Source organism: Prauserella sp. PE36 (assembly GCF_003311655.1).
GTDB classification, from domain to species: domain Bacteria; phylum Actinomycetota; class Actinomycetes; order Mycobacteriales; family Pseudonocardiaceae; genus Prauserella_A; species Prauserella_A endophytica.
This window is the reverse complement of sequence record NZ_QEQT01000075.1, coordinates 1-24426: the sequence shown is the minus strand read 5'-3', so window position 1 is coordinate 24426 and position 24426 is coordinate 1. Positions and strand designations below refer to the sequence as shown.

At 69.5% G+C, this 24426-nt stretch carries 25 protein-coding genes and 1 pseudogene; 9 read left to right on the top strand and 17 right to left on the bottom strand.

Annotated features, from left to right (window positions below; genetic code table 11):
* Positions 1-2 precede the first annotated feature (2 nt).
* Positions 3-227, top strand: a complete 225-nt coding sequence (locus DI005_RS20745) for a hypothetical protein (RefSeq protein WP_147263885.1) — start codon at positions 3-5, stop codon at positions 225-227.
* A gap of 127 nt (positions 228-354) precedes the next feature.
* Here the strand turns inward: DI005_RS20745 and DI005_RS37975 are convergent, their stop codons facing one another.
* Positions 355-687, bottom strand: a complete 333-nt coding sequence (locus DI005_RS37975; protein WP_147263884.1) for a hypothetical protein — start codon at positions 685-687, stop codon at positions 355-357.
* The gene (locus DI005_RS20735) at positions 687-1211 is read right to left on the bottom strand and encodes a hypothetical protein (protein WP_113643205.1); all 525 of its coding nucleotides are present in this window, start codon (positions 1209-1211) and stop codon (positions 687-689) included. The genes DI005_RS37975 and DI005_RS20735 overlap by 1 nt, the downstream gene beginning before the upstream one ends.
* A gap of 248 nt (positions 1212-1459) precedes the next feature.
* Between DI005_RS20735 and DI005_RS38250 the strand changes: the two genes are divergently transcribed.
* Together DI005_RS38250 and DI005_RS20730 are read left to right on the top strand one after the other, a co-directional pair.
* Entirely contained in the window at positions 1460-1627 is a 168-nt protein-coding gene (locus tag DI005_RS38250; RefSeq protein ID WP_158559852.1) for a hypothetical protein, read from the top strand.
* 283 nt (positions 1628-1910) lie between these two features.
* Positions 1911-2381: an ATP-binding protein gene (locus DI005_RS20730; RefSeq protein ID WP_113643204.1), complete on the top strand. Its 471-nt coding sequence runs from the start codon at positions 1911-1913 to the stop codon at positions 2379-2381.
* 60 nt (positions 2382-2441) lie between these two features.
* Here DI005_RS20730 and DI005_RS20725 read toward each other — a convergent pair whose 3' ends face one another.
* The 8 genes and pseudogenes from DI005_RS20725 to DI005_RS20685 form a co-directional block, all read right to left on the bottom strand.
* Complete coding sequence (locus DI005_RS20725; protein WP_113643203.1) at positions 2442-2798, bottom strand: permease; 357 nt, start codon at positions 2796-2798, stop codon at positions 2442-2444.
* 582 nt (positions 2799-3380) lie between these two features.
* Positions 3381-3827, bottom strand: coding sequence for a hypothetical protein (locus tag DI005_RS20720; RefSeq protein WP_113643202.1), 447 nt, complete (start codon positions 3825-3827; stop codon positions 3381-3383).
* On the bottom strand, positions 3824-4591 hold the full coding sequence (locus tag DI005_RS20715; RefSeq protein WP_158559851.1) for a DUF6192 family protein: 768 nt from the start codon (positions 4589-4591) through the stop codon (positions 3824-3826). Before DI005_RS20715 ends, DI005_RS20720 begins: the two co-directional genes overlap by 4 nt.
* A 465-nt stretch (positions 4592-5056) precedes the next feature.
* Positions 5057-5989 carry an ornithine cyclodeaminase family protein gene (locus DI005_RS20710; RefSeq protein WP_113643200.1) on the bottom strand — a complete coding sequence of 311 codons (933 nt, stop codon included), beginning with the start codon at positions 5987-5989 and terminating at the stop codon, positions 5057-5059.
* Positions 5990-5999: 10 nt separating this feature from the next.
* Positions 6000-7040 (bottom strand): dipeptidase, encoded by a 1041-nt coding sequence (locus DI005_RS20705; protein WP_113643199.1) that lies wholly within the window; start codon positions 7038-7040, stop codon positions 6000-6002.
* Positions 7037-8205, bottom strand: a pseudogene (locus DI005_RS20695) (NAD(P)/FAD-dependent oxidoreductase). The gene DI005_RS20705 and the pseudogene DI005_RS20695 overlap by 4 nt, the downstream one beginning before the upstream one ends.
* A gap of 22 nt (positions 8206-8227) precedes the next feature.
* On the bottom strand, positions 8228-9511 hold the full coding sequence (locus DI005_RS20690) for a serine hydrolase (protein ID WP_113643196.1): 1284 nt from the start codon (positions 9509-9511) through the stop codon (positions 8228-8230).
* Positions 9508-10938, bottom strand: coding sequence for an MFS transporter (locus DI005_RS20685; RefSeq protein ID WP_113643195.1), 1431 nt, complete (start codon positions 10936-10938; stop codon positions 9508-9510). Before DI005_RS20685 ends, DI005_RS20690 begins: the two co-directional genes overlap by 4 nt.
* 95 nt (positions 10939-11033) lie before the next feature.
* On the opposite strand from DI005_RS20685, the gene DI005_RS20680 reads away from it, so the two are divergent.
* The 3 genes from DI005_RS20680 (at position 11034) to DI005_RS39730 (ending at position 13383) form a co-directional block, all read left to right on the top strand.
* Complete coding sequence (locus DI005_RS20680) at positions 11034-11651, top strand: TetR/AcrR family transcriptional regulator (RefSeq protein WP_113643194.1); 618 nt, start codon at positions 11034-11036, stop codon at positions 11649-11651.
* A 369-nt stretch (positions 11652-12020) separates the two neighbouring features.
* The gene (locus tag DI005_RS38635; RefSeq protein ID WP_199543030.1) at positions 12021-13013 is read left to right on the top strand and encodes a hypothetical protein; all 993 of its coding nucleotides are present in this window, start codon (positions 12021-12023) and stop codon (positions 13011-13013) included.
* Positions 12976-13383 (top strand): site-specific integrase, encoded by a 408-nt coding sequence (locus DI005_RS39730; protein ID WP_199543029.1) that lies wholly within the window; start codon positions 12976-12978, stop codon positions 13381-13383. The genes DI005_RS38635 and DI005_RS39730 overlap by 38 nt, the downstream gene beginning before the upstream one ends.
* 26 nt (positions 13384-13409) lie before the next feature.
* On the opposite strand, the gene DI005_RS20670 is transcribed toward DI005_RS39730, so the two are convergent.
* Entirely contained in the window at positions 13410-13964 is a 555-nt protein-coding gene (locus DI005_RS20670) for a hypothetical protein (RefSeq protein WP_113643192.1), read from the bottom strand.
* Positions 13965-14092: 128 nt separating this feature from the next.
* On the opposite strand from DI005_RS20670, the gene DI005_RS20665 reads away from it, so the two are divergent.
* Both DI005_RS20665 and DI005_RS39050 read left to right on the top strand, forming a co-directional pair.
* Positions 14093-14932: a hypothetical protein gene (locus tag DI005_RS20665; RefSeq protein WP_147263883.1), complete on the top strand. Its 840-nt coding sequence runs from the start codon at positions 14093-14095 to the stop codon at positions 14930-14932.
* A gap of 28 nt (positions 14933-14960) precedes the next feature.
* Positions 14961-15968, top strand: coding sequence for an NUDIX hydrolase (locus DI005_RS39050; RefSeq protein WP_233520219.1), 1008 nt, complete (start codon positions 14961-14963; stop codon positions 15966-15968).
* A gap of 42 nt (positions 15969-16010) precedes the next feature.
* Here DI005_RS39050 and DI005_RS20655 read toward each other — a convergent pair whose 3' ends face one another.
* From DI005_RS20655 to DI005_RS20640, 4 genes are all read right to left on the bottom strand, one after another.
* The gene (locus DI005_RS20655) at positions 16011-16598 is read right to left on the bottom strand and encodes a DUF3558 domain-containing protein (RefSeq protein ID WP_113643190.1); all 588 of its coding nucleotides are present in this window, start codon (positions 16596-16598) and stop codon (positions 16011-16013) included.
* Positions 16599-16624: 26 nt separating this feature from the next.
* Positions 16625-18334: a hypothetical protein gene (locus DI005_RS20650; protein ID WP_147263882.1), complete on the bottom strand. Its 1710-nt coding sequence runs from the start codon at positions 18332-18334 to the stop codon at positions 16625-16627.
* 14 nt (positions 18335-18348) lie between these two features.
* Positions 18349-19455 carry a hypothetical protein gene (locus DI005_RS20645; RefSeq protein ID WP_113643188.1) on the bottom strand — a complete coding sequence of 369 codons (1107 nt, stop codon included), beginning with the start codon at positions 19453-19455 and terminating at the stop codon, positions 18349-18351.
* Between the two features lie 64 nt (positions 19456-19519).
* Positions 19520-20887, bottom strand: coding sequence for a PQQ-binding-like beta-propeller repeat protein (locus DI005_RS20640; RefSeq protein ID WP_158559849.1), 1368 nt, complete (start codon positions 20885-20887; stop codon positions 19520-19522).
* A gap of 567 nt (positions 20888-21454) precedes the next feature.
* On the opposite strand from DI005_RS20640, the gene DI005_RS20635 reads away from it, so the two are divergent.
* Positions 21455-21826: a hypothetical protein gene (locus tag DI005_RS20635; RefSeq protein WP_113643186.1), complete on the top strand. Its 372-nt coding sequence runs from the start codon at positions 21455-21457 to the stop codon at positions 21824-21826.
* A gap of 419 nt (positions 21827-22245) precedes the next feature.
* On the opposite strand, the gene DI005_RS20630 is transcribed toward DI005_RS20635, so the two are convergent.
* Positions 22246-23064 (bottom strand): hypothetical protein, encoded by an 819-nt coding sequence (locus DI005_RS20630; protein ID WP_113643185.1) that lies wholly within the window; start codon positions 23062-23064, stop codon positions 22246-22248.
* A 594-nt stretch (positions 23065-23658) separates the two neighbouring features.
* Positions 23659-24426 (bottom strand): metal-dependent hydrolase (locus tag DI005_RS20625; RefSeq protein ID WP_147263880.1); only part of this gene is annotated, 768 nt, incomplete at its 5' end.

The following is a 24426-nucleotide window of genomic DNA, read 5'->3' as shown; positions in this document are numbered from 1 at the left end:
GCGTGGACAATCCCGACATCACCGACCCCGTCGAAGTAGCCAAGCTGGCGTTCAGCGCCGAGGACGGGGTCATCCAAGGTGACGTGACGTGGCAGTCCTACGTCGACACGGACGAGGACGGAACGATCACCGTCGAGGTGTTTCCTGACCACAACCCGATGTGCGAAGCGGATGTAGGCGGGTTCCGTTACCGGATCGAATATCTCGGCCCGGCACCGAACGGTTAACCGTTGGGGTTCCGCTGGAATCCCAAGACCGCCGACAGTGTTCGGCATCAGCTCAGCGTCGCGGCCACCCGGCGGTAGCGTGCGGCAGGGTTAACGCGGCGCATCAAGCTGCGGGGAAGAGCAAGGCTCACCGCGTCCCGTCCAGCCTCATCAGGTAGACGCGGCGAGCCTGGAGGAGCAGTTCGCGGACCTCGCCTAACGCGAGACTCCGCTCGTCGTCGGCCGGTTCGTCGGATGCCATGACCCGGCTCCATCTCATGGCCTCGCTCAGGTGCGTGCCGAGCTGGTCGAGTTTCTCGGCCAGCGTCGGTTGCGGGTAGGGCATGAGCACGTCAATGCACACGCCACAGCGTTCGTGAGCGAGTACCGGGTTGTCGGCGCGGTGCACATAGCCGTTCGTGCCACCGCGTCGTTCGCCGCACGTCCAGCACCATTCGCGAACTGTGATGCGCTCGGCCATCACGCCTCCCCCTTGGTCGCGCCTTCACTTGCACCCGGTGTCGAGGCGTCATCGAGCACGGCCCGCGCCCGCTCGGCGTCGTGGAAGTCGGGCACGTACTTCTCCTGCAGCTCGATCTTGCGCTGGTACCACTCGTGCGCGGACTGGCGGGTCATGTCCAGGGCAGCGCCGATGTCGGCCCAGCTCGCCCCGGCCTCGCGGGCCTCCTGCATGACGTACCAGCGGCGGCCGGTGAGCAGCTCGATCAAGCGGCGGTTGGCGGCCAGAGCATGTACGGCGGTGACCGGGGCGGTCTCGGCCAGTTTGAGGGTGAAAGCCTGCTTCGCGAGGTCGGCGTCTGGCTTGTCGGCGCTGGCGTCGAGTACCCGCTGCGCCACGCGGCGGGTGTGGAAGGTGTTCCAGGTCGCGATCAGTTCACGTTCGCCGCCGGTCAGGATCACGTCATCGATGTCGGTGTCGGCGGGCAGCAGGCCGGGTCCCGCCGTGCTGTCGTTGCCGGTGAGCGGGATACGTTGCGAAGACATAGTGTCAGGCTACCCTGACACCACCTGGTTGTCAAGACAGCCTGACAGGACCCGTGATAACAGTGATTCTCACGGCACCTTTGGTGCGCAATTCACCACGCACCCGCCCCGCGCGCGGCCCCGCCCAGCGGTGTCTGACACCCGTTTCCACAAGCGTCCGTTCGGGTGATCCGCGGCCCGGATCGTCCCGCGGGCCGCGGGCAGGCCTCGGACCCGGGTAGGAGACCGAAAACAGGGAGAGGGTGCGGATGTCTGTGCGGATCATGCTGGTCGGCGACTGGCCGCCGGTGAGCGGTACCGCCCGTCACGGTGCCACCACGGCGGGGTCCGACGAGGGCGAGATTCCGTGGCACTGTCCGGTCGGGGAGGGCGGCGAGCCGTGGGTGCCCTCCCCTGGCGTTGAACCCGAGCCCTGACCGGGTTCGACGCGCGCTCGGCCGGGGCGCTCCCGTGCCGCGGTCACGATCGTCAGAGCCACCTCGGTGGGAAGCGGGTCGGGCGTGCACACGCTGTTGATATCGGCCCGCCACGCCGCCAGCAGCGGCGCTGTTCGCGCGAGCGGGTCCTGCTCGGTTGCTGCATCCCCAGGCCCGCACGACGGCTGCGCTGTGCTCACGAGTGTTAGCTGAGCGTTTAACCGGTTCGCGGAACGGGTAGGGAATCCGCAACCGTTCAGCAGTGAGCGAGAGGGGTCCCCCGATGACACTCGAGGCCACCGACGAAGCGAGGCCGGACGAACCGGAGCAACACCAGTGCGACCCGGTCCTGATGCGCACCGTCGCCGCCGCGGCCGCACAGGCCCGCCTCCTGCGCACGGTCCTCGCCGACTGGGGTCGTGCCTGTGGCCTGCCGGACGAGCTGATCGCCGATCTGGTCCTGGCCAGCTACGAGGCCCTGGCGAATGTGGTCGAGCATGCCTACCCCGCCAGCGCCGACGGCACGATGCGCCTCGTGGCCCGCCGGAGCGCCGGCCGCGTCACCGTGACGATCAGCGACACCGGACAGTGGCGCGAGGCTGCCAGCCCGCCCGGCCGGGGCCACGGCCTCCGTCTCATCCGGGCGCTCGCCCCCGACACCACCCTCACCACCAGCCCTACGGGCACCACCGTGCGCCTGACCTGGCTCCAGGGGTCCCACCGCCGCGCCCGCCCGGGTGCCTGGACACGGTGACCACGCACCCGGGGTTGCGCACGGCCCGCGGCGGACCGTCGGTCACCCGCAGGCCGGGCGTCACCCGCCAACGGTGGGCTCGTCGCCCTGGCGCTCGAGGAGTTTGGTCAGCAGGCCGGCGAGCCGTTCCTGGCCGGCGGCGGTGGCCTCCAGGCGGGCGCGGAGCTCGGCCAGCCCGGTCTCGAGGCGCTCGCTGAGGTCGGCCACCCCGTCGCGGAGCGCGGTGAGGGCGCGACGGTTCTGGTCGCGGAAGGCCTCGATCTCCCCGCTGAGCTCAGCGACGCCGCGGTCGGCGCCCCCGGCGAGGACCCGGGCGGCCGCGGCCTCCCGCTCGTTGTGGCGCACCCGCTCGGCCAGATCGCGGACGTCGGTCTCCAGGGCCGCGACGCGGGCCGCCAGATCATCCGGGTCTGCCATGCCCGGAAGCGTACTGGCCCTCACCAGGATCGAGGGGCGCCAGCGAGGGGTGCGAGCGCGGCGTCGGCGGAACAGAGCTCAACAGAACCCCTCGTCCTGATCAGGTCTGGTCAGCGCCGGGCGCGACCCGTTGGCTCGGGACACGCCCCCGATGCGCGTGTCCCGAGCCCCGCCCCCACGAGGGCACGGGGCTGTGCGCCTGCGTGTCGTCCCCATGCCCAGCCGCACAGCCCCAGCCTGCGGGTCCCCGCCACCCGCAGGACATTAGCGCGCGCGGTGGTCACGGAACCCCTCCACCGGCAGCCCGCGCCACTCCACAAGCTTGCGAGCACCGACACGAGCCCGGCTAGGGCCGCACGACCCTGACGGGTGAGTAACGTGCCGCAGGCAACGGACACGGCGTTGTCCGCACCAGACCATCGTCCGCCCCGGCCGAGGCCTTGCGTACGAGGCACGACCGCGCGTGATGGTTGGCTGGCAGCGTGGTGCCGGACTGTGGTGCGGTTTCTCCAGGATGGCGGGCCTAGAAGCTCGTTTGCCTGATCGGCACGGCAGAACGCCATCGTGCCGACGGGCTACGGGCTACTGGGTGGTGAGCCGGTCGGCTTCGGTGAGGGCGTATTCCAGGGCACCGATCATGCCGTTGATCTGGCTGTGCAGCATGCGGGCGAGCGGGTCCGCTGGCTCGCGCTGCAGGTGCGGGTCCAGGGTGCCGGTCATCAGGCGGTGCAGCGTAGTGAGCATGCGGCGGAGCTGGCCGCGTTCGTAGGCGGTCCAGTCGGCCGGGTCGTCGGAGAAGCGGTAGCCGTCGCGGCGGGTGACGGTGAAGGGCCGGTTCTCCCGGCTGGCACCGGTGTCTTTGACCCAGACGGTGCCGCCGTAGACCTGGCTGGGGGTTAGCCCTGTCTCGTCGACGAGGTGGGCTTTGCGCAGGCCGGTTGGGGCGGCGTTGATCAGTTCGTGCAGGACTTGCTCGCCGGCGTCGGCGCGGCTGACACGAGCCGGACGTGGCGTGGGTGGGGTGGTCATGGTGGTTCTTCCTCGTCAAGCAGTCGGGCGAGCTGCTCGTCCATGCTGAGCTCGCCGGTGTCGATCACGCTGCGGCAGAACTCGGTGGCGGCCTGGACCTGCTCGAGCAGGTGGTGCGCCACGGCCCGTTCCTCGCCGCTGAGCGGGTTGTCGTGGAGGTGCTGCACTGCTTTCTTGATTCCGGCGACGTAGCTGTGGCAGTAGCCGGTCAGTTCCAAGAACTGGAGCGAGTGCTCGATGCGTTGGAGCGCGGGGTTGCGCTCCTGAAGCGCTGCGTGGGCCTGGTCATCGCGGTCGCGTTGAGCCCGGTACAGCGCGGTGCGGGTGCCCGGGTCGGCCATGGCGCGGTGGGCGACTTCCGGCCGGCGCAGGAACTCCGTGGCCGCCGCGGCAGCGACGGAGTCGTCTCGTGCCAGGTCCCGTATGTGGGCCACCGTTTCCTCAGGTGAGGAGGTCGCGGTGCGCGAGGCTCGGCCCGCCGCGCGCTCGGCGGCACCGACCGTCCAGCGGTGTTCGCCCAACCGGTCGTTGAACGGCGGATCTTTGATGATCTCGAACCGGCGTGGCGCGTGCGCGAGCCGCTGATACACCGTCCAGCTGGCCTTCGTGACGCGGCGGCGCTTGGGCCAGGCGGCTGCCACCGCGCGGTAGTTCAGCAGCGTCCGGAACTCAACGCCGATGTCGTCGGCGAAGGCCTGCAACGTCGCGTACACGCCCTCGTTTCCGCCGGGGCGGGCGTGCAGCGGTTCGATGCCGAGCGCCATGTCACCGAGCGCGAATTGCCTGCTGGTGAGCTCCTCGACGTCGTGGCCCGCCTGCTCGACCAGGGCCCGGTAGCGGCGGGCCGTCACATGTCCGATCTTGTCCATGGCGTACTTCCTCTGGCGACGCCTCGGACAAGCGCCACACAGGCCAGCACGCACACCATTCGGAGCCGGTCTCACTACATCCCGGCAGTAAGCTCAGGTCAGTGACCAGCGGGGATTCTGTTGACCCGCGTCACGCTCGTACGACCGTCATCCATCGATCACCGTCCTCCCGACTCGCGCCCATCGACAGGTGATGCGGGGCGCGAACCAGTCAGGAGTAGCTTCCGCGGCTGAGTCTGCGCCCGCCGTCACGGACCGACAACCCAGGCGGGACAAGAGTTTTTGCACCTGTTTCAGAACGAAGCGGGCTGCGACCGCCGCGCGGTTGGTTTTTCGAAGTGGTAGTTGCGATCGCCGCGGTTAGACCGGCGGGTGTGAGGTCGAGCTAGTCCTTGTGGACTTCCACGATGCGAGCGCTGCTGTGGCGATGGCTAGGTCTTCCCAGGCCATGCCCACGGATCTGAAGATGCGTTGCTGGTGAGGTGGCACTGGGGTTTGTCCGGTCACGATCTCGTGGAGGGGTAGGGGTTTGGTGATGTCGCCGGAGGTGAGTGCGTCGGCGATGTCGGCGGCTTCGCGGATGGCGGTGGGGACGTCTTCGACGATGACCTGTGCGCCGCGGAGGGTGTGGCTGTCGAGTTCGCGGGCGTCGGGTGTGTGTGAACCCATCGCGATGATGGTCGCATGGCGTGACAGGTTCCGGCCGTCGAACAGCGGCGTGGTGGAGCTGGTGCAGCAAGCGACGACATCGGCTTGCGGCAGGTCGGCCGGTCTGGCGACATTGATTCCGTGGTCGTCGGCGAACGCGCGGGTCCGTTCGTGGGTTCGGCCGCTGACGGCGAGGGACCGGAAGTGTCGGACGGCGTGGAGGGCTTGGAGGTGTGCTGCTGCTTGTGGTCCGGTGCCGTAGAGCAGCAATCGGGAGATGTCATGAGGGGCGAGGGTGTCGACCGCGAGCGCGGACAGGGCGGCCGTGCGTCGCAGTGTGAGTGCGGGGCCGTCGATCGCGAGGATGGGGTGCAAGGTGTCGGCGTCGTAGAGAAGGTAGGTGCCGGTGATCCGGGGCAGGCCTTTCGCTGGGTTGTCCGGCGCGACCCCGGCAATTTTGACGCCGAACAGGTTTCGGTCCGCCGCCGGCATGATGAGAACGTGTCCGCCCGGGGCCTCGGCGGTGGTTCGGGGTGGTGCAGTGATGGCGGATGGTCCGCGCTGCAGGGTGTTTCGCAGGGCGCTGATTGCGCGGGGGAACGGCAGCAGCCTGTTCAGGAGGTCAGCGTCGAGGTAAGGCAGCATCGTTGTCCGTTCAGTCGTGCGTGGCGCCGAGGAACCGGGCCAGGTTGACGCCGGCGATTCCTCGGACCTCGTTCTCGTGATGTCCGGCGGTGAGCAACGCGTCGCTGACGAGTGGAAGCCCCGATGGTCCTTCGAGGCCGGGGATGAGAATCTCGGTGTTGGTGCCCTCGATGATCAGTGGTCGGTCGCAGGTGGGGATCTTCTCCGCGAACAGGTCGGCGACGAAGTCGGCGCCGATTCCGACCTTGGTGGGGCCGGCAAGCTCGGTGATTCGTTCGATGTGAGCGACGACGTGGTCGAGCGTCGGAGGTTCGGTGGTGAGGTAGCCGGCGTAGAGGTTCACGCAGATGAGCCCGCCCGTGGCGGCAATGCCACGGATGTGGTCGTCGGAAAGGTTGCGGTGGTGATCGTGGAGGCTGCGGGAACAGGAGTGCGTCGCGATGACCGGCCGGGTCGCCAGTTCCAGCACGTGATCGATTCCGGTGGCTCCCAGGTGTGACACGTCGATTGCCACCCCGAGGGATTCCAGCAATGCGAGTGCTTCGACGCCGGCACGGGTTAGGCGACTGCCGGTGGGGTCTTCACCCGATCCGTCGGCCAGCGCGGTCCGGCCGAAATGGGTGAAGGACACGATCCGAACGCCGAGGCGGGCGAAGGTCTGCAGGAGCTCGACGTCGGTGTCGATCTGTGGGCAGCCCTCCAGCGCCAGGACCAGTGCGATGCGGCCGGACCCGATGGTCGTGTCGATCTCGGCGCCGGTGCGGCACAGCGCGACCAGGTCCGGGTTGCCTTCGGCGATTCGGTGTGCGGCTTCGACCATCCGGAGGCTTTCGCGCAGCGCTCCCTCGGGCGTGAACTCATGGTCGATAAATACCGGCAGGACCTGCAGATCTACCCCGCCTGCGCGCAGCTGCGGGTACCAGACGTCGCGAAAGTAGGTCGCCCAGCGCTGCGGTGACCGGCGGACGACGAGCATGAGCAGGTCGTTGTGGGCATCGGCGACCAGTGCGTCGGTGTGGAGCCGATGGCCGGCTGTGATCGACGATGTCATCGCGGGACCTCCACGCGGCCGGCTCCGTGTCCGAGGAGCAGGGCGACGGCGGCCGCGGTCGCCGGAGCGAGGGTCATTCCGAGGGTGCCGTGCCCGGTGGCCGTCACGAGATTGCGGCCGGTCCGGGCCACGCGCGGCAGCCCGTTGGCGGTCATTGGCCGGGCAGCACGGGTGATGGTGCCCTTGCGCAGCTCGCGCAGCGCGGGGACGAGTCGTTCGGCGGACTGAAGGATCGCGGTGGTGGCCGCGTGGTCGTGGTGGGATGCCGGGGTGCCACCGATCCGCATGCCGCCGGTGATCCGGATTCGGCCAGCGAGGGGGTTGAACACGACATGGTCGTCGAGCCCAAAGGCGCGCCGATCGGAGGCTCCGTGGTGGGTACGTCGACGCTCCAGCCCCAGCCCGGCTGAATGCCTCGCCCCCTTGGTCGTCCGGCGCCGGTGGCAAGGACGTAGGTGGTGGCGCTGAACTCGCCGCGGTCGGTCCGGACAGCGGTGATCTCGCCGTGTCTGCGGACCAGGCTGGTGACGCGTGCGCGGTGGACGATGACGCCACGGCGCTCGGCGGCGACCAGTGCCGCGTGTGTCGCCGCGGCCGGATCCAGCGAGGAATCACCGGGAAAGAACACCGCGCCGACCAGACCAGGGTCGAGTTCCGGCTCCCGTACCCGCAGCTCGGCCCGGGTGAGGACCTCGTGGTCGATACCCTCCTTCGCCAGCGCACGGGCCACGACCAGCTTTCGTCGGAGAACGGCCGGGCTGCGTGATACCTGGAGCCACCCGTTGCCGGCCACGCCGAGGTCAATGCCGGTCTCCGCGGCGAGGTTGGCGTATTCGTCTGCGGCGGCGCGGGCCGGGCCGACCAGCCGCGCGGCGATGCGAGCTGCCCGGCCCGGGCGGGCCGCGGCCGCGAACCGGGCCAGCCACGTCAGGACTGCCGGAGACAGCGAGCCGATCGTGACCGAATGATCCCCGCCGGTCATTCCGCGCAAGCCTTCCCACAGTGTTGCGGGATCGGCCATCGGCCTGGTGAAGCTGGGAACGAGCATGCCGGCGTTGCCGACTGAGGCACCGCGGCCAGGCTCGGGATCCAGGAGCAGGACCCCGAGGCCCCGCCCGGCGAGCTCCCGGCCGATCAGCGCGCCGATGATGCCCGCACCGATCACGAGGACGTCGGTGCGCGGGTGCTCAGTTGACACGACGCAGCGTCCGGAGCGCGGTGTGCAGGCGGTCGGCCCGGCCGTGGTCGAAGTCCATGAAGCTCACCTCGGTCTCTAAGGCGCCGAAATCGGCCCAGAAGGCGTCACCTGCTTGGTGGTGCAGGTCGGTCTCCCGGCCAGTAAGGGGGCTGGTGATCAACAGTCGGCCGCCCTCGGCGGCGCGCACCGTGACGCCGAACGCGGGTGAGGCGTACTCGCCGACGTATCGGTCGACGTAGCCGGGGCCCGGACCGGGTGGGAGCGCGGGCCGGTGATATCCGAGGGCCTCGCGCAGAACGTCCTCACCGAAGGCCCAGCCTTCCGGGAAGTTGGTCAGCACGGCCAGCGCGATACCTCTGTCGGGCTCGACGTGGACGAACGCGCTCGTCCCGCCGATGTGCTGGACCAACCGGGAGGTCCCCGCGACGGGAAGGGCCCAGCCAAGTCCCCAGCCTCGGAAATGCAGCGGCGCGCCGGGCAACGGGGCCTGCAGCCTGAGCATCTCGTCGACCATCCACTTGGGTAGCAGTTCGCGTCCGTCGTCGGTGCGGCCGGTTGCGCAGGCAAGCACGAGCCGTGCCGTGTCCGCGGCGGTCGCGTGCAGGGTGGCTCCTGCTGGCCCGAAGAGCGGGCTGACCGGCGGCCAGAGGTCCCCGGCCACGAGCGTGCCATCGTCGTCGAGGACATGCCCCACGGCTGCGCCGACGGGTGCGGTGAAGACGGCGGAGGAGATCCCGGCCGGATCGAGGAGCGCCCGCTGCGCGGCCTTGACCCAGCTGAGGCCGGTGAGCGTCTCGATGAGCCTGCCGAGTACTACGTACCCGGTGTTGCTGTAGGAGAAGCCCTCACCGGGCGCGGCCGCAGCTGCGGCCCCGTGGGAGGTGCCGAGCAGCTCGGCCAGCGAGGCAGAGCCGTCCCAGGCGTCAGCCAACCCCGATGTATGAGACAGCAGCATGCGCGCCGTGATCGCAGGACCGCGAGCGCCCAGCGCGTGAAGCTCCGGTACGAGATCGGCCACGGGAGCGTCGAGTGAGAGCTTGCCCTCCACCACTAGCTGGCAGGCCACGGTGGCCACCACGATCTTGGTCACTGATCCGAGCGGGAACAGTGTGTGCGGGCGGACCGGCGCCCCTCCGCCCACCCGCTCTACGCCAATCGTGGCGCAGCGGGTCGCGCTGTCGATCAGGCACGCCGATGCACCCGCGACTGCGTGACCTAAGGCGGCGCGTTCGAGAACGGCGTCAAAGGTGGTGAGGCCAGGGCGTGTCCTCATGCCGGCTCTCCGATCGTGGAGGTGGGGGAGGTTGTGACGCGGGGCAGACGGGAGGGCAGCGCGATGCTGAGCAGCACCGCCGCCAAACTGACCGCCGCGGCGAGCAGGAACGCTGACCGGAAGCCGGACCAGGCGGGCAACCCCACCTCCGCAGCGGTGGACTGCGCCAGCAGGACAGCACCCAGCTGGGCGCCGAGAGCACCGCCGACGCTCTTGACCACGAACGCGAGGCCGCTGACGCTCGCCGTCCGCTCTTCGGGCACCGTCGCGACCACGATGTTCATCGCTCCCGTCAGCCCGAAGCCGACGGTCAAACCCGCCAAGGCCGTGGAGACGAGGATCAGCCAAGGACGGCCGGGAGCCGCGAGGAGCACTAACGCGGCGGCGACCATCGCCACGGTGCCGGTGAGCATCACGCCGCGGGTGCCGAGCGCCCGCTCAAGCCGGCCGGTGAGTGGCGCGACGGCCGTACCGACGATGCCCAGTGGCACCAGGTAGAGGCCGGTCGACAGGGCCGAACCGCCGAGCCCATAACCGGTCGCCGTCGGCAATTCCACCAGCATCGGTACCAGGACGAAGACGGCGAAGGTGCCGAAACCAACCACGAACGCCACAGCACAGGTCAGCAGTACCGCACGCGTGCCCAGCAGGCGCAGGTCCACCAGCGGCTCACTGGTGCGCAGCTCCACCGCGGAGAACACGCCCAGGACCACCACGCTGGCTACCAGCAAGCTCAGCACCAGCGGTGATCCCCATCCGACCTTTGACGAGCGCGAGATCCCGATCAGCAGCAGCGCGAGACCCACGGCCAGCAGGACGGCCCCGGCCCAGTCGATCCGGCCACGCCGGGTCGGCGGACACGACGGGACCACGACCCACGCCACCACGAACGCCGCGACAATCACCACGAAGGGGATCCAATACAGCCACGTGTAGGGCAGGACCTCGAGGATCGGGCCCGCGACCACGAGCCCGACCGCGGTGCTCGACGCCGCCGTTCCCACGATCAGCCCGTTGCCCGCAGCGATGCGCTGGGCCGGCTGGGTGTCGCGGATGATACCCACCGAGAGCGGGACCAGGCTCAGCCCCACACCCTGCAGGACCTGCCCAGCGGTCAGCAGGGCGACGTTCGTGGCGACTGCGGCGAGCACCGTGCCGAGGGCGACGACCGCGAGCACGCCCAGCAAAACGGTCCGCTTGTCGCGGACATCGGCCAGGCGTCCCACCAGCGGGGTCGACACCGCCCCGGCCAGCAGCAACCCGGTGAACACCCAGGCGATCGCCGGTGCTGAGGCACTCACCGCCTCCTGGATCGCCGGCAGTGCCGGCGACAGCATCGTCTCCAGCGTTGAGTAAGCGAACAACGCCACAGTGACGACGCACAGCGTCGCCATGGCCATGTGGCCTCGAAAAGAGGTGGTTGTCATCGGAAGCCTCCGAGTAAGGAGAAGGCGGGCAACTGTGACCGCTTATATACGACCCGTATTTCCAATACGGTCCGTATTTGTGGTACGAAGAGTATATGAACGCGCGGAGTCGTCAAGCCCTCGAATCGAGTCGGGAGCGGAGGCGTCGCGAGACACGGGCCGCGCTGCTGCAGTCCGCGTACGAGACCTTCAGCGACGTGGGCTACGCCGCCGCGTCGCTGGAGGCGATCGCCGCGGACGCCGGATTCACCAAAGGCGCCCTGTACGGCAACTTCAGCAGCAAAGAGGACCTGTTCCTCGTGCTGGCCGAGGAGCGGGCGGAGTCGCTGCCTGACGAGTGGCAGCACATCGAGCCTGAGGGCCTGGGGCGGGACAAGGTGGGCTGGGCCATCGGCTCCTGGCTTGCCGACGTCATCCGCCAGCGACGTGGCTGGTTCCTGGCGAACGCCGAGTTCTCTCTCGTCGCAGCGCGCGACCCGGAACTGGCCGCACGGCGACTCGCCGCCCTGCGCCGGACCCATCGTGAACTCGGCGATGTGCTCCTTCACTTCCACGGACCCGCCGCGGCGGATCCCACAGCGCTCGGCGCGCTCGCGATGGCGCTGATCGACGGCGTCATCATCAACGCGGCGCTCGATCCGGACCTCGACGTCGCGTCAGTTGTCGCGACCGGCCTGCAACGCATGCTGTTCGACAGCCCCGGCAAGTCCTGACGCCCAGACCATCGCTTGCGCTCGCAGACCACGCCGCCGACGCGTCAATGAAGCTCTCCGCGGTTCGCGCTCGACTGCAACCGGCACCGGCCACTGCTCGACGGCGCGGGTCGCTCCCAGATGGCCGCCGCGCTGCTCGACCTCCACACCCAGCGCAGGGTCACCGTCCACTCCGCCTGGCTCCGCACCCGCCGACAACATCGACCGCCGCGTCCGCGCACTCCTCAACGAACTCGTCCCAACAACCGCATAGGACAGACGTAGCCCGAGGCCGCCGCAATCGAGCCGATCTCGGAGCGGACGAGACCGGGTGATAATCCGCTGTATCACCCGGTCGAACTGTCGCAGGTCACCGCTACCGTTCCGCTCGTGACCAACGACGACGAGCGGCCCCAACTCGACCCGCTGGCCCCCTATCCCACCCTCGCCGAGCGTGATGCCGGCTCTCTGCCTGAGCCCGAACTCTACGAAGGCGTGCCCGCACACCTCGCGATCCACCTCCGGAATTGGGCGGCTCAAGTCCTGCGCGAGCAAGAGGACCTCGCGACACGCATCACCACCCGTTGTCGAATGTCGTGGACGGTGACCCTGAAGACCCCGCGCGGTGGGAACCGGCTCCTCACCAGCAGAGAGGTGCTCAATCGGTTCATGTCAGGCAGGACTACGGGCATCACCACTGTCCGCCCACTCGACCGCCTGACTTTGGTCGACGCGATCGTAAGGTTGCACCCGGCGTGGGATCTCGATTGGAGCAACTGGCCGGAACGAGACAAAGGTGAGCGGTGGGCACAGCTACTCATCGAGCTGCACGATCTCCTTCAAGACTGCGGCTCGGCATGGTACTTCGACGCAGACCTTCGAGGTCTGTACCGCCGGGTGGATCCCACGGCGACGGACGCGTGGCGCCACGCCCGGAAGGCAGCCGAGGCCGCCAACCGGGCCACCGCCTCGGAGTGGCTGGCAACGTCTTGGCGTGAGCTCTACGGACAGCACCCGGATCCCAGTGCCAGCTACTCCGCAGCAGTGAAAGCCGTGGAGAACGCAGCCCTGCCGGTGGTGTTTCCAGACCGAAAAGAGCGAGGCAAGAAGCCTACGGTGCACCAGGTTCGCACCGAACTGCGCAAAAACGGTGACCAATGGCGGTTCTCGATCTCCGAGGACGACACCGTGCAAGCCGGACACGGCTCAATTGAAGTCGTGGCCACGATGCTGGATCGGTTGCTACGGGGCGAGACGGCCCGACACGCCGACGACGAGAACCGGCCGAGCGATCAGGCCGAAGCCGCTGCCGCCGTGCACCTGGCAGTGGTGCTGGTGCAGTGGTTTGTCACCGGCGCCATCCAACCGAGGGAGTCGTCGTGAGCGCCAAACTGGGGTTGCCCGCCCGCTGGACTCACGAGGCCTCGGCGCACCGACCCTGCCCGCTGTAGCCCAACAAGCTGCTGGACCGTGCGCGGGCCACCGCGGTGCGGCGGGCGGATGCGCCAGAGCCACCTGTGGGAGCTCGTTCGCCGGGCTGGCCCGCGCCGCGGGGATTGAGGTGTGGGACCGGCTGTCCCCGCACAGCGGTCGGCATACCGGCATCACCCTTGCCCTGGATGCCGGCGCCAACATTCGCGATGTCCAGGACTGGGCCGGGCACCGCGACCCGCGCACCACTCGCCGGTACGACCACTCTCGCAATTCGCTCAACCGCTCACCGGTCTACACGCTGGCCGCCTACCTCGCCTGAGGTATCTGGTCCTTGTTCCGTTGCGGCTAGGCGATGCCGGTGCGATGTTTCAGGGCTCCGATTTTGGTGCCGTACATGTAGAACAGCGCGTTGAAGACTTGCAGCTGGGTGGGGACATCCAGCGGTTCGTAGAGGTCGTAGAGGTCGTCTTCGACCAGGTCTGTGGCTGCGGTGGTGCGCTGGTTGAAGATCTTCTTCGCCAGGTCGTGGGCGTGGTCGTCCAGAGGCAGGGGAATGATCTTGCGCAGGTCGTACTCGGCTGGGAGGGGGTTGGTGACCAGCTCGGCGGGGTAGCGGGCGGACATGATGCGCAGCGCGGTGTTGACCACGTGCACCGCCAGCGTCGGGCCCATCATCAGGTTCAGCACCATCGTGTGCAGCTCGGTGAGCGCGGCGACGTCCTCCTCGATGCTGATCGGGGTGTTGATGTCGAGGTCCAGGCGTTCCATCGCGTGCGAGATGTTGTCCAGCACTTGGGCGGGATTCAGGAGGATCTTCTCGCCGTCGTTGATGCTGGCTCGCGGGTGATCGCGGTTGATGAACTCGATGGCGGCGGCGAACTCGTTGTGTTCCTGCGGCATGCGGTGGCCTTCCTGGTCGGCGGAGCCTGCTCGTCCCTTGATCGCAGCGTGGCATCTGGGACCGACAGGTTGCGGGTTTACGCGCCAGGTTCACCGAGGTGGCGGGCCGTCGGGCGTGGCCTTCCACGGTGATGACGGGGGTCGCTGGCATGCTCCCCAGCATGGGGAGTGGCGAATACGGCGCCCGGTTTCACGATCAGCCGTTGGTCAGCGACAACGACCGGGTAGGGCCGACCGTCGAGGACGGGCTGCGCGAGGCGTTGAGCCTTCTCACGTCCTGGCCGATCGCCTCGGTGCTGCGTTTCGCCTCGCCCGCCCCGGAGCCCGGCCCACCGGACACGGGCCACGGCACGGCGCCGCGGTACTTCGAGCCACCCCTGGTTGGCTCCGTCGATCTGTACCGGATCCGCGTGGGCCTGGTGCTGCCGATCGGGGTCGGTGAGTTGTCCGAGCGCGTGCGCGCGCTGCTGGCCGCCGGGTTCGACGGCTGGTCGATGCCCGCGCTGCCTGCCGAGCCTCAACCCCTGCACACCGTCGAGGACCACCTGCCGATCAAGGTGGTCAATCTGTTGCGGCGGCGACGGTTCCGCTCGGTGGAGGAGGTGGCCCTGGTCCCGGATGACACGCTGCTGGACCTGCGCGGTCTGGGGACGCGCTTGCTGCGCGAGTTGCGACGCGTCATTCCCGCTCGGACCGCCCCGGGCCACACTCGGGCCACCTCCAACGAGGACAGCGCCCCGCTCGCGCCGCGGCCGACCGGCGGCACGTTCGTGGAGACCGATGCGCTGGCCGAGCTGGTCACCATCCGCGGTGACACGGAGGCCGCGGTGTTCACCGCGGCGGCGACATGGTTGGCGGCGCATCCCCACCACACGCTGTTCGGCGTCGACTATGACCACGGCCCCGTCGACGGCGACGGCGTGCCCCAGCCTGCGGCTGTGCTCCGCCTGACCGTCATGGCCAGCTGACCCATCGTCCAGGAAAGGCCGCACTGCAATGACGACACAGGACACCTCCGCCGTGACCGAGGCGGTCGCGCAGGCCGAAGACCGCGCGGACGCGCTCATGGCCGCGATCGACGCGCGCACCGCCCGCGGCGAGGTCGACGTCATCCCTATCCCGGACGCGCCCCGGGTCCGGCACACGATCCGCGACGCGCTCACCCTCGCGCTGGTCGCCCGGGCGTCCGCGTCGGGATGCCCGGTGGCGGAGGTGGATCTGGCCGAGCTGGCGTGGGCGGTGCACGCCCCGATCCTGTGGCAGACCCGGGTCGCCGCCGTGCTCGCCGAGGCCGGGCACCGCCTCACCGACGCCGCGGCCGCCCATGATCCGGTCGTGGCCCGGTGGGCGCGACTGGTCCGGCCGGACGAGACCGGGCGCCGCGAGCTGGATCTGTGGCTGGAGTCCGCCGCCGACGTCGTCGATCAAGTCCTGGCCGAGCGGCACCGTGCCACCGCCCCGCCGGCCGCCGCGGACTCGCCCTGGCAGGTCCTCGGCGACGAGTACGTCGCGCACTCCTCCCGGTGGGGCCGCTACGGCAGTGCTGATGTGGCCAGGCCGTCCGGTGAGCGGGGCAAACACCACTGGTTCGAGCTGCCCCCGGCGGCGATGACCGTGGCGCTCGACAACGACCGGGTGCTGATGGCCTGGCGGCACCGGTGGGTGCCCGACCTGTGGTCCTGGGAGCTTCCCGGGGGGCTCGTCGCCCCGCACGAGGATCCCGCGGACACGGCCGCGCGCGAACTGACCGAGGAAACCGGGTACACCGCCTCCCGGCCGCTTGAGCTGCTCGCGACCTACGAGCCCGCCGCCGGCTCCCTGCGCAGCCCCCACCACGTCTATCTCGCCGAGCACGTCGAGCGCACCGGCCACCCCAGCGAGCGCGACGAGGGCGAGTTCCGCTGGCTGCCGCTGGCCGAGATGCCCGAGAAGATCGCACGCGGTCAGCTCGGCACCAGCGGCTCGCTCACGGGCGTGCTGCTGGCACTGCAGCGGAAACACTGAGCCCTACGGCACGACGGACGCGGCTTACAGCGGGGTGGGAGCTCACTGGGGCAGGCGTGGTTCGACTGCTTCGGCCAGTCGTTCGGCGTGCCCGCACGAGGTGGCTTCGTCGATGCCGGGGGCGGTGGCCGACACGTCCACGCGCGCGGTCCCGCCGACATCGAGGCTGATGAGGCAGCCTAGGCGCCCGGAGGTCATGCGTGCATCCCGGTCGTTGATCGTGCCGTCGGTGATGCCGTTGCCGATGTCACCGAGCCGGTCGATGCCCTCGCTGTCGAGGACGACGACCCCGACCGCGAGCAGCTCCTGGGAGGCGTTGTCGCGGTCCGGTAACCATTCGCAGTTGCGGCCCTTGCCCCGCGTGGGCCGGGTGGGGTCTCTGAGCGGACCGACCTCGGCGAGCTCCTCGTCGGTGAGCAGCGCGCAGGGATCCACCTCGGACAGTCCGCCGCCGAAGTCGCCCTCGCCGAAGTCTCCGCTCGAGGGTGCCGCGGAGGTGGCTGGTGAGGCCTGCGTGGTGGTCACGAAATCCTGCTGTGGGCGGGCCTGGCCTCCGGTCTCACCGCTGCAGGCGGTGGCCACCGTGGCCACGAGTACAGCCAGCACAGCGCGGGCAGCGGTCGATCGCATCGGTGTCCTCTCCAGGCGGGTGGGGTTCAGCGGAAGAAGGTCTGTACGACCTGGGTCATGATCGCGGTGGCGTCGTCCACGGCTTGTGCGGGTACCTCCGGCGGATCGATGTTGTCGACGCCGCGGGGGTGGCGGGCGCGCAGGCCGATGTGGAGGTTGCCGGCCGCGCCGAGATCATCGTGCGGGGACAGGTAGATGTCGTAGGAGTCGCGGCTGTGGTTCCAGTAGGTGATGGCCGCTTTGCCCGCGATCTCGATCTTGTGTCGGTCGGTGTGGATGCTGCTGTTGGAGCCGTAGGGCGCCGGCGAGTTACTTGGGTCGACGTTGACCAGGACCTCGAGCGTGTGCTCGGGGTTGACGAAGAAGCAGTGCTGGCCCCAGGTGACCGGTTGGAACGTGTCGCCGAGCACGGCGCGCACCGCGTCGAGGAACACCCCGCACTGCACGTGCCGCGACGTACGCGCCGCCGCGAGAATCTCATCGGGTCGTTCGGGGAGAGTGACCTCTTGGTAGGGCTCGCAGTCTTCCAGGCCGCCGAGCACGCCGAGATCGACGCAGGCGCCGACCGCCTCGGTGTCGCGTTCGTCCGGCCCGTACAGCAGTGGCCGCTGCGGTGCGGTCGCGGGGCCTTCGGGGTGGGCGTCGATGAGGCCGATGGCCTGCTGGGCGAGCGGTGTGGCGGTGTCGCACTCCTTGGCTTGAATCTCGAAGATCACGTGGGCGAAATCCTCGACCCCGGTGCCGCTGGGCGTGATCCAGCTGACCTTGCAGTAGTTGGCGGTGTCGTGGACGAAGAGGGTGATGTCTCCGACCTGGCGTGGGTCGCCGAGGATTAGGTCCGTGGTGCCGTAGTGCATCTCCAGCGACACGTGCGCGGCCTCGGCGTTCTTCTCAAGCGGTGTCTCGCACCCGGCGAAGGGGTCGTAGAGCCCGGTGGGTGTCAGGGTCTGGCTTGCGGCCTTGTCGCCGAGCAGGCGTGCGAGCAGCGAGCACCCGTCCCAGCCGGCGAACGGCGGCCGCTGGCCGGTGAACGCCACACTGTCGGGCTGGCGCAGCTTCTCCACCGCGGCGTTGGCGAAGCGCGTCGCGACGCTGCAGGTATCGGTGTCGTGCCAGGGCACCTCGTAGATCATCTCGATGGCGCGGGCGTGGCTGACCGGGATGGTCACCGTGCACAGCGAGGCGTACTCGTCGACCTCCTGGAATTGGTAGGCCTTCGCCCCGGCGATGGTCTGCGGGGCGGCGCGGAAGCGCTCGGCGTGGGTGGACACGACGCCGACCCGGGCTTCGATGACCTCGCCGTGGCGGCGCGGGTCCTCTTTGAGGACCATGGTGCACGCGTGTGGTCCGGCGGGCACCACGACGCCCGCGTCGGCTTCCTTCGTGAGGCCGGGGTCGATGAGCTGGCAGGGGTCGATGGCGCGCAGAGCCGCGGTCACCGCGGCGAGGTCCCGGTCGGGCGGGCGCGGAGTGCGGGTTTCCTCCGGCACGTCCGGGGCCTCGGCTCGGCTGGACTCCACGGCCGCGGTGCTCGCCTCGGGTGTGTCGTCACCGGTGAGCGTGAGCGGCACGATCACTGCGGCCGCCAGGACGAGGGCCAGCAGCGGCAGCAGCCACCGCCACGGGCCCCGCGGCGGGCGCGAGGGTGGGGCGGGTGCCCAGTGGCCTGTCGGCGGGGGCCACGGCGCTCCTGGCGAACCAGCCGGGCCCATGTGGGGTGGGTGGGGTGTTCCCATGGCTGCTCCCCGGGTCAGCCGAGCACGCCGAGCGTGACCGGTTCGGTGGACGGCCCGCCGGCGGCGGGCTCGAGTGCGGGCTGGTCCAGCGCTGTGGTGATGATCTGGTCAGCGCGCTCGGTGTCGCAGCGATCCAGCGTCAGCTTCACCCCGGGTATGGCGGTGCGTTCGCTGCCCGGCAGAAACTTGATCGGGTCGTCGACGGGCACGACGTAGTCGCAGCGCCCGCCGTTGGCCTGGATGAATCCGGGCTCGCCGCCGAGCGTGGCTGGCTGGCCGCCCTCATCGAAGAGGCTGGCGTACTCCAGCGCGATCGGGTCGATGGTGACCTCGCTGGTCCATTGGCAGCTGTAGGGGTCGAGCCCGACGAGGTAGTTCTCGTTGCCGACCTCGTCGGCGGGGACGGCGTCGGCGGCAGGCGTGAGCGCGGCGCAGGGGTCCTTGCCGTACAGGCTGATGGCCGGGATGGTGTGCCCGGCAGCGGCGAGCGGTGGGTTCTTCAGCGTCGGCACCAGGTCGGTGAAGTAGCGCTCGGTGATGGCGCACAGGTCGTCGCGGGTCTTGTCCTCGCGCAGTGTGGTCACGTCGACCCGCACGCCCAAGGGTTCCTTGACGGGGAAGAAGAACTGGCAGGAGATGCCGAAGGTGGGTCCGCCCTCCGGCGGCAGTGACCGGTAGACCCGAATGCCGTCCAGGTCGCCGCCCTGCCATCCGTCCATTGTGGTGAGCAGGAGCATCTCGACGGTGATGTTCCACTGCGTGCCGAGCGCCAGGTTGCAGGCGTTGAGGGTGTCCATCGGGATCAAGGAGGTGGGTGGGACACCGATTGCGGCCTCGGCGCTGTCGAGGTGGTGCAAGGCGCACGGATCCCAGGTGCGCATCGGGGCCATCGCCTCGGCCCACTGCTGGAATCCCTCGCCGTAGGGCAGCCCCACTGCCGTGTCCTCGGCGGCCGCCGTTGTCGCCATCGTGGCCGAGGCCGCTGGGATGCCAGGGTTCGGCTCAGCGGGCGTGCCCTGACCGGCCACGGTGCCCGAGCAGGCACCCACCGCGCTGGCCGTCAGCAGCGCGAGGATCACCCGGCCGGTCTTGCGCAACATCATGTTCCTCCCCTTGACCATGACGCGGGTGTGCAGGCACCGCGCCGCTTGCTCTCCCCCAGGTGTGGCGTCCGGTGTGCGCGGCTCAGCCGGGCAGCTCGAAAGCGATGGCGTCGATGTCGAGCCAGCGGCTGCTCGGGAAGAGCACGAGCATCCCGTCGAGCACCTGCGGGTGGTATTCCGGCGCGTGGGTTTCGGTCTGGCCCTGCCAGGGGTTGTCCAGCCGCGCCAGCAAACGTGTCTGCCCGGTGCGGGGGTCCAGCCGGTACAGCTCCGGGTTCAGGGCGTTGTAGACGTAGAGCGTCCCCTCACCGTCTTGCGCCAGCTGTGGTGCGGCGCGTCCCCGGGGCAACTCGGTGCGCCACCGCTCGGTGCCGGTGGCCAGGTCCAGGCCGATCAGCTGGCGACTCTGCTGGGCGACGTCTTCGCTGCCGTCCGGCCAGGTCCCGACGATCATCGTGTCGTCCACGATCGCGAACGCGGTGGCCGAGAATTGGCTGAACCAGTGCCGGCTCAGGCCCGCGGCGCGGTACTCGCCCCGGCCGGGCTCGTGGGTGAACACCTGCTCGCCGGTCTCCCGGTCGAGCACCTCGTACCACTGCTGCCAGCAGCAATCGCTGTCGAACTGCTGATGCACCAGCACCGGCGGGTCGGCCGCCAGCAACGCGGGCAGGTAGTCGTCCTCGCCGGTCGCCACGCGGGTCACCCAGAGCCGCTCGCCGGTATGGGCATCCAGCGCGGACACCCGGTAGACCCCGCCGTACACCAGCTCCTCGCCCGCCGCCTCATCCGGGCTGCAGCGGGCGAGCACCAGCACCACCTCCGCCGAGGCGCGCATGTCCTCGGCTTCGAAACAGTTCGGGATCTTGACCTGCCACAGTGGCGCGCCGGTCCGGTCCTGTTTGAACACGTCAACCCCGCGCTTGGAGCGCATGTCCTCGGTCAGGGCTTGCAGCGGGTGCGCCCGGTACAGGCTCTCGCCCTGCGTCTCGACCAGCAGGTCCCCCAGCTCGGCGCGAACGAAGTCCTGGTCGCGGACCTCGCCCGTGGTCACGTCGATCACCGCGACCGAGATGCACTCCTTCTCCCGCTCCGGGGAGTAGGTGATCGCCAGCAAGGTGCCGTCGGTACCCAGACTCGCGCCACACAGGTGTGCATTTTCCGGCAGCGGCGTCTCCCACAGGATCTCTCCGGTCCGGGGATTCATGCCCTGCGCCGACACCGCGCCCAGCCGGATCACCTGGCCGTCGTGGACCATGACCTGCTTGGTCACCTCGTCATAGCGGTGAAACTTCGGGTAGTCGACGGCGTCGCTGTCGATGCGCCACGCTGAGGCTAGCTGCGGTGCCTGCGGCGCGGCCGGCGCGCCCGCCGCGCTCTCACCGGCGCTGGAGTCCTCACGGGTGAGCGCCACGACCAGCACCACCGCGCCCACGATCAGCACCAGCGCCAACGCGCCGAGCACCATCCACTGCGGACGCGGACCCCGCCGTCGAGGTGGGTAGGGAGACGGGTACTGGGCCGGCGCCGGATAAGCGGAGGCGCCCGCACCACCCCAGGGAGGCGGCGCCCCGTTGCCGGCGTGCTGAGACCCATCCAGCCCCGGCTGCGACGGCCATCCGCCCGGATACCCCATGGCCACTCCCCCTCATCACCCCAGCGCCCGGCCTGGCCGCGCCTGCGCTCGGACGGCCAGATCACGGCGAACCAGACGCCTCAAACTGTAAACAACTGTAGACAGGTTGTGTCAACAAGTCCGGTGAGGGCGTCACGTCCGTCGCTTCGTCGATACTGGACATTAGCGACACCAGCCTCGCGATTTCCGACCACTCGGCGGTAACTCACCCCGTGGTGTCAGCAGCGAGTTCCCCGAGGCAGCGCCGCCGGGTGCTGCACGCGACACGCCACCACCACATGTTCCGGAAACCACGCACCCGCACCCGCCTGGTGTTTACTAGCGAAAGCACCATCACACCGAGCGTCTGCCCGTTCCCTTCACCCGCCCGAGCAGGAGGCGATCATGGGCCCCACCGACAACTTCCCACTCGGCCCCGACACCCCCAGCGCCGGCGCGCAGCGGCACGCCCAGCGACTCGTCGCCGCGCTCAACACCGCGACACATGCGCTCCTGGACGCCGACCTCGCCAACCTCGACGACAACGCCACCCCAGGTCACCTCGATCACGCCAGCGCCATCGCACTCGCCGAAGCCCTGCACGAACTCAGCCAGCAACTGCCCGACGTCGTCACCGCCCTACGCACCGCGATCGCGCCACACCCCGCGACCGAAGCCCTGCACAGCGGTCACCAGCACTCCCGCCAGCTGAGCACGTGCGCAGCCCTCGCTCTGCGCCAACTCCACCAGCGTCCACGCCACCACTCCGTGCCATAGACGCCGGTGCCTGACGGTGGCGCGCGTGGCGGGTCCGGGAGGCACCTCCACGCGGTCGGGTATATATCGTTATACACGGTTGTGGTTCCCCGGCGAGTGGGGAGGCCACGCCACGAACGCAAAAAGCCCCCGGCCGGTTGGACTGCTCCCACGGGAGCAGTCCAACCGGCCGGGGGCTGTGCAACTGCGGAAAGGACACGGCTCGGCGCGGCGAAGCGCGTGTCACCCCGCCGTGTCACCCCGCCTATGATTCGGCGGTGGGCGGGCCAGCTATCTCCTGGCCCGCCCACCGCTCTCAACCCTCGTAGCACTGGCAGCACACGTCACCGTGCGTGGCCTGGCGCTGCTCACAGCTGACGCACATCTCCGTTCATCTCCTCTCTCCCGATAGGCTGTGGCTGTGTTCGTGGTGGCGTGCATCACCACAGCTGGCCCTTCTGGCGGATCTCTTCCTCGGTGGCACCGTTGCGGCGCGCGCCCTTCAGCGGGTAACAGGAGAACTCGCCACGTGCATGACAGTCCGGGCACTCACACCGCCGAAGAGAGGCGTGGCGTAGGTCCGGCCCGGGACAGTCGGCGAGCTCGGTGCAGTCGTAGGTGCCGTCGTTGTGGGTTGTCAGATGACCCGGGCAGGACAACCGGGTGCGTCGGCCGGGCTCGGCCGCTGCCCACCGCTTGTCGTACTGATCAGCCAGGGGGAAACAGCGGCTGCGCAGGTGGAACGTCACCGGCGGCCCAATCGGGTTCTCGATGTTCTCCTCGAACCTGATCGACCTCTGCCGGTGAGTCACGGTCTCCCCACACGCGGGGCACACCCCGGCCTGCTCGTAGCGCGCCAACCGCGCCATGTGCCGCTGCGCGACCCTCGCCGAGTGCTTCTCCCTGCAGGGCAACGGCTCCAGACACGTCGCGCACACCGGGTAGTGCTCATCCGGGTAGGTGTCCCACGAGTCGTAGTACCGCGGCGCGCACAGATGAATGTCATGATCCCGTGCACCGGGGTCGTCGGACACGATGTGCACCGGCCGCGCCGTCACCACACGCGGCACACGATCGTCCCGCTTGCCCTCCGGGCCCTCCTCGACGTCGAGCCGCTGCTCCTCCGTCCACCGATCGGCCGGGAGGACCCGCACCTCGATCACCCGGTACACGGCGTGGTCGTAGGCGATCAGCGTGCCCACCGGTGGAGTGCTGTGCATCCTGCGGGCCATCAGCGGGACCCAGCGGTCGTCGCTCACGTCCCCGCCACCCCCGCATCGATCGGGCTGCTCTGGTCCCCGATGGACACACCCAGTCGCACATTCGGCAGCGGCCACTCGATAAGGGCGCTCACCGTCATTCCCTCCTCGGCGACGTTCGTCCCGACGCGAGATGGCTGGCAGATCGGACTTCGCATTGGTGGTTTCCCTCCCGCTACTCGGCCCGGCCGAGCAGCTGTGCCAGGAGACGGGTTCGGCGCCCAGTGCCGTGGCAACGGCGACAGCGGCGGAAGTTGGCGCCGCTCGGTGAGCGATGTTTGTTGCTGCCCTGGCACGACGAGCATTCGGTGTAGGGCCAGATCAGAGCCGAGATCGCGTAGAGGGCAACGATCAAACCCAAAAGCACGATCGCGCGGGCCGTGGGGTCGAGCGAGCTCAACATGGGGCCTCCCGATTCGGTGTGTTAGCCGGACGGCCCCCGATGGGGCTGTCCTCGAACGCCGCCGCGCACTCGAGTACGGCGCGCAGCCCGGTGAGTGCCTTGTGGCGGCCAACGCCGATCGCGTTGACCGAGCCCAGCGAGCAATCTCTTGGTCGCCGCGGGGGGCCCACTTCCGTGACCGAGCGCCGGGGTCAGCTCTCGGCCTCGACGGTGCCACCGACGATGTGCTGCGCCAGGTCGGCGACCACCGGCCACACGCCGGGGATCAGCAGCACCGCGAGCACCGCGAACGCGGGGAAGACGAAGCCGTTCTCGAAGCCCTTGCCGGTGCGGAACCGCAGCCAGCTCGGCGGGCGCAGCTCGTACCACGTCTCGCCCGCGATCGGGAGCGGGAAGAGGAACGGACAACCGGACTCGGTGAGCGCGTCGCCGAGGCAGTGCGTGAAACAGCCCAGCGCCACCGCGATGCCGAGGAGCCCGGTGACGGCGTCGAGCTCGGCGAGCGCGTTGGGGTTGTTCTCGTAGACCCACCACACCACCGCGCCGCCCGAAACGGGCAGCAGCCAGTCGCCGAGTGCGTCCTCCGCCAGCAGCAGCCCGAACAGGACCACGCCCGCGACCGCCCACGGGCCACCGGCCTCGGTGCCCGCCGACGTGGCGAAGCCGAGCGCCACGGCGAACAGCAACGTGTGCGACAGGTGCCGGTGGGTGCCCTTGCCCCGCTCGTCGCGCGGCCCCTTGGTGACCGCGTAGAGCCAGGCCGATGCCTTGCGCAGCAACCACGACAGCCCGCCGGTGAGCGGGCCCAGCAGCTTCGAAGCCCGCGCTCCGGGATGGTCGAGATCCGGCAGGAGCGCGAAACCGGCCGTCGTCGCCGCGAACACCAGCACCTGCGCGAGCGTGGTGACCCCGGCGAAGGGGGCGACGGCGAGTCCGGCGCACCAGCCGGTGAGCGCGTG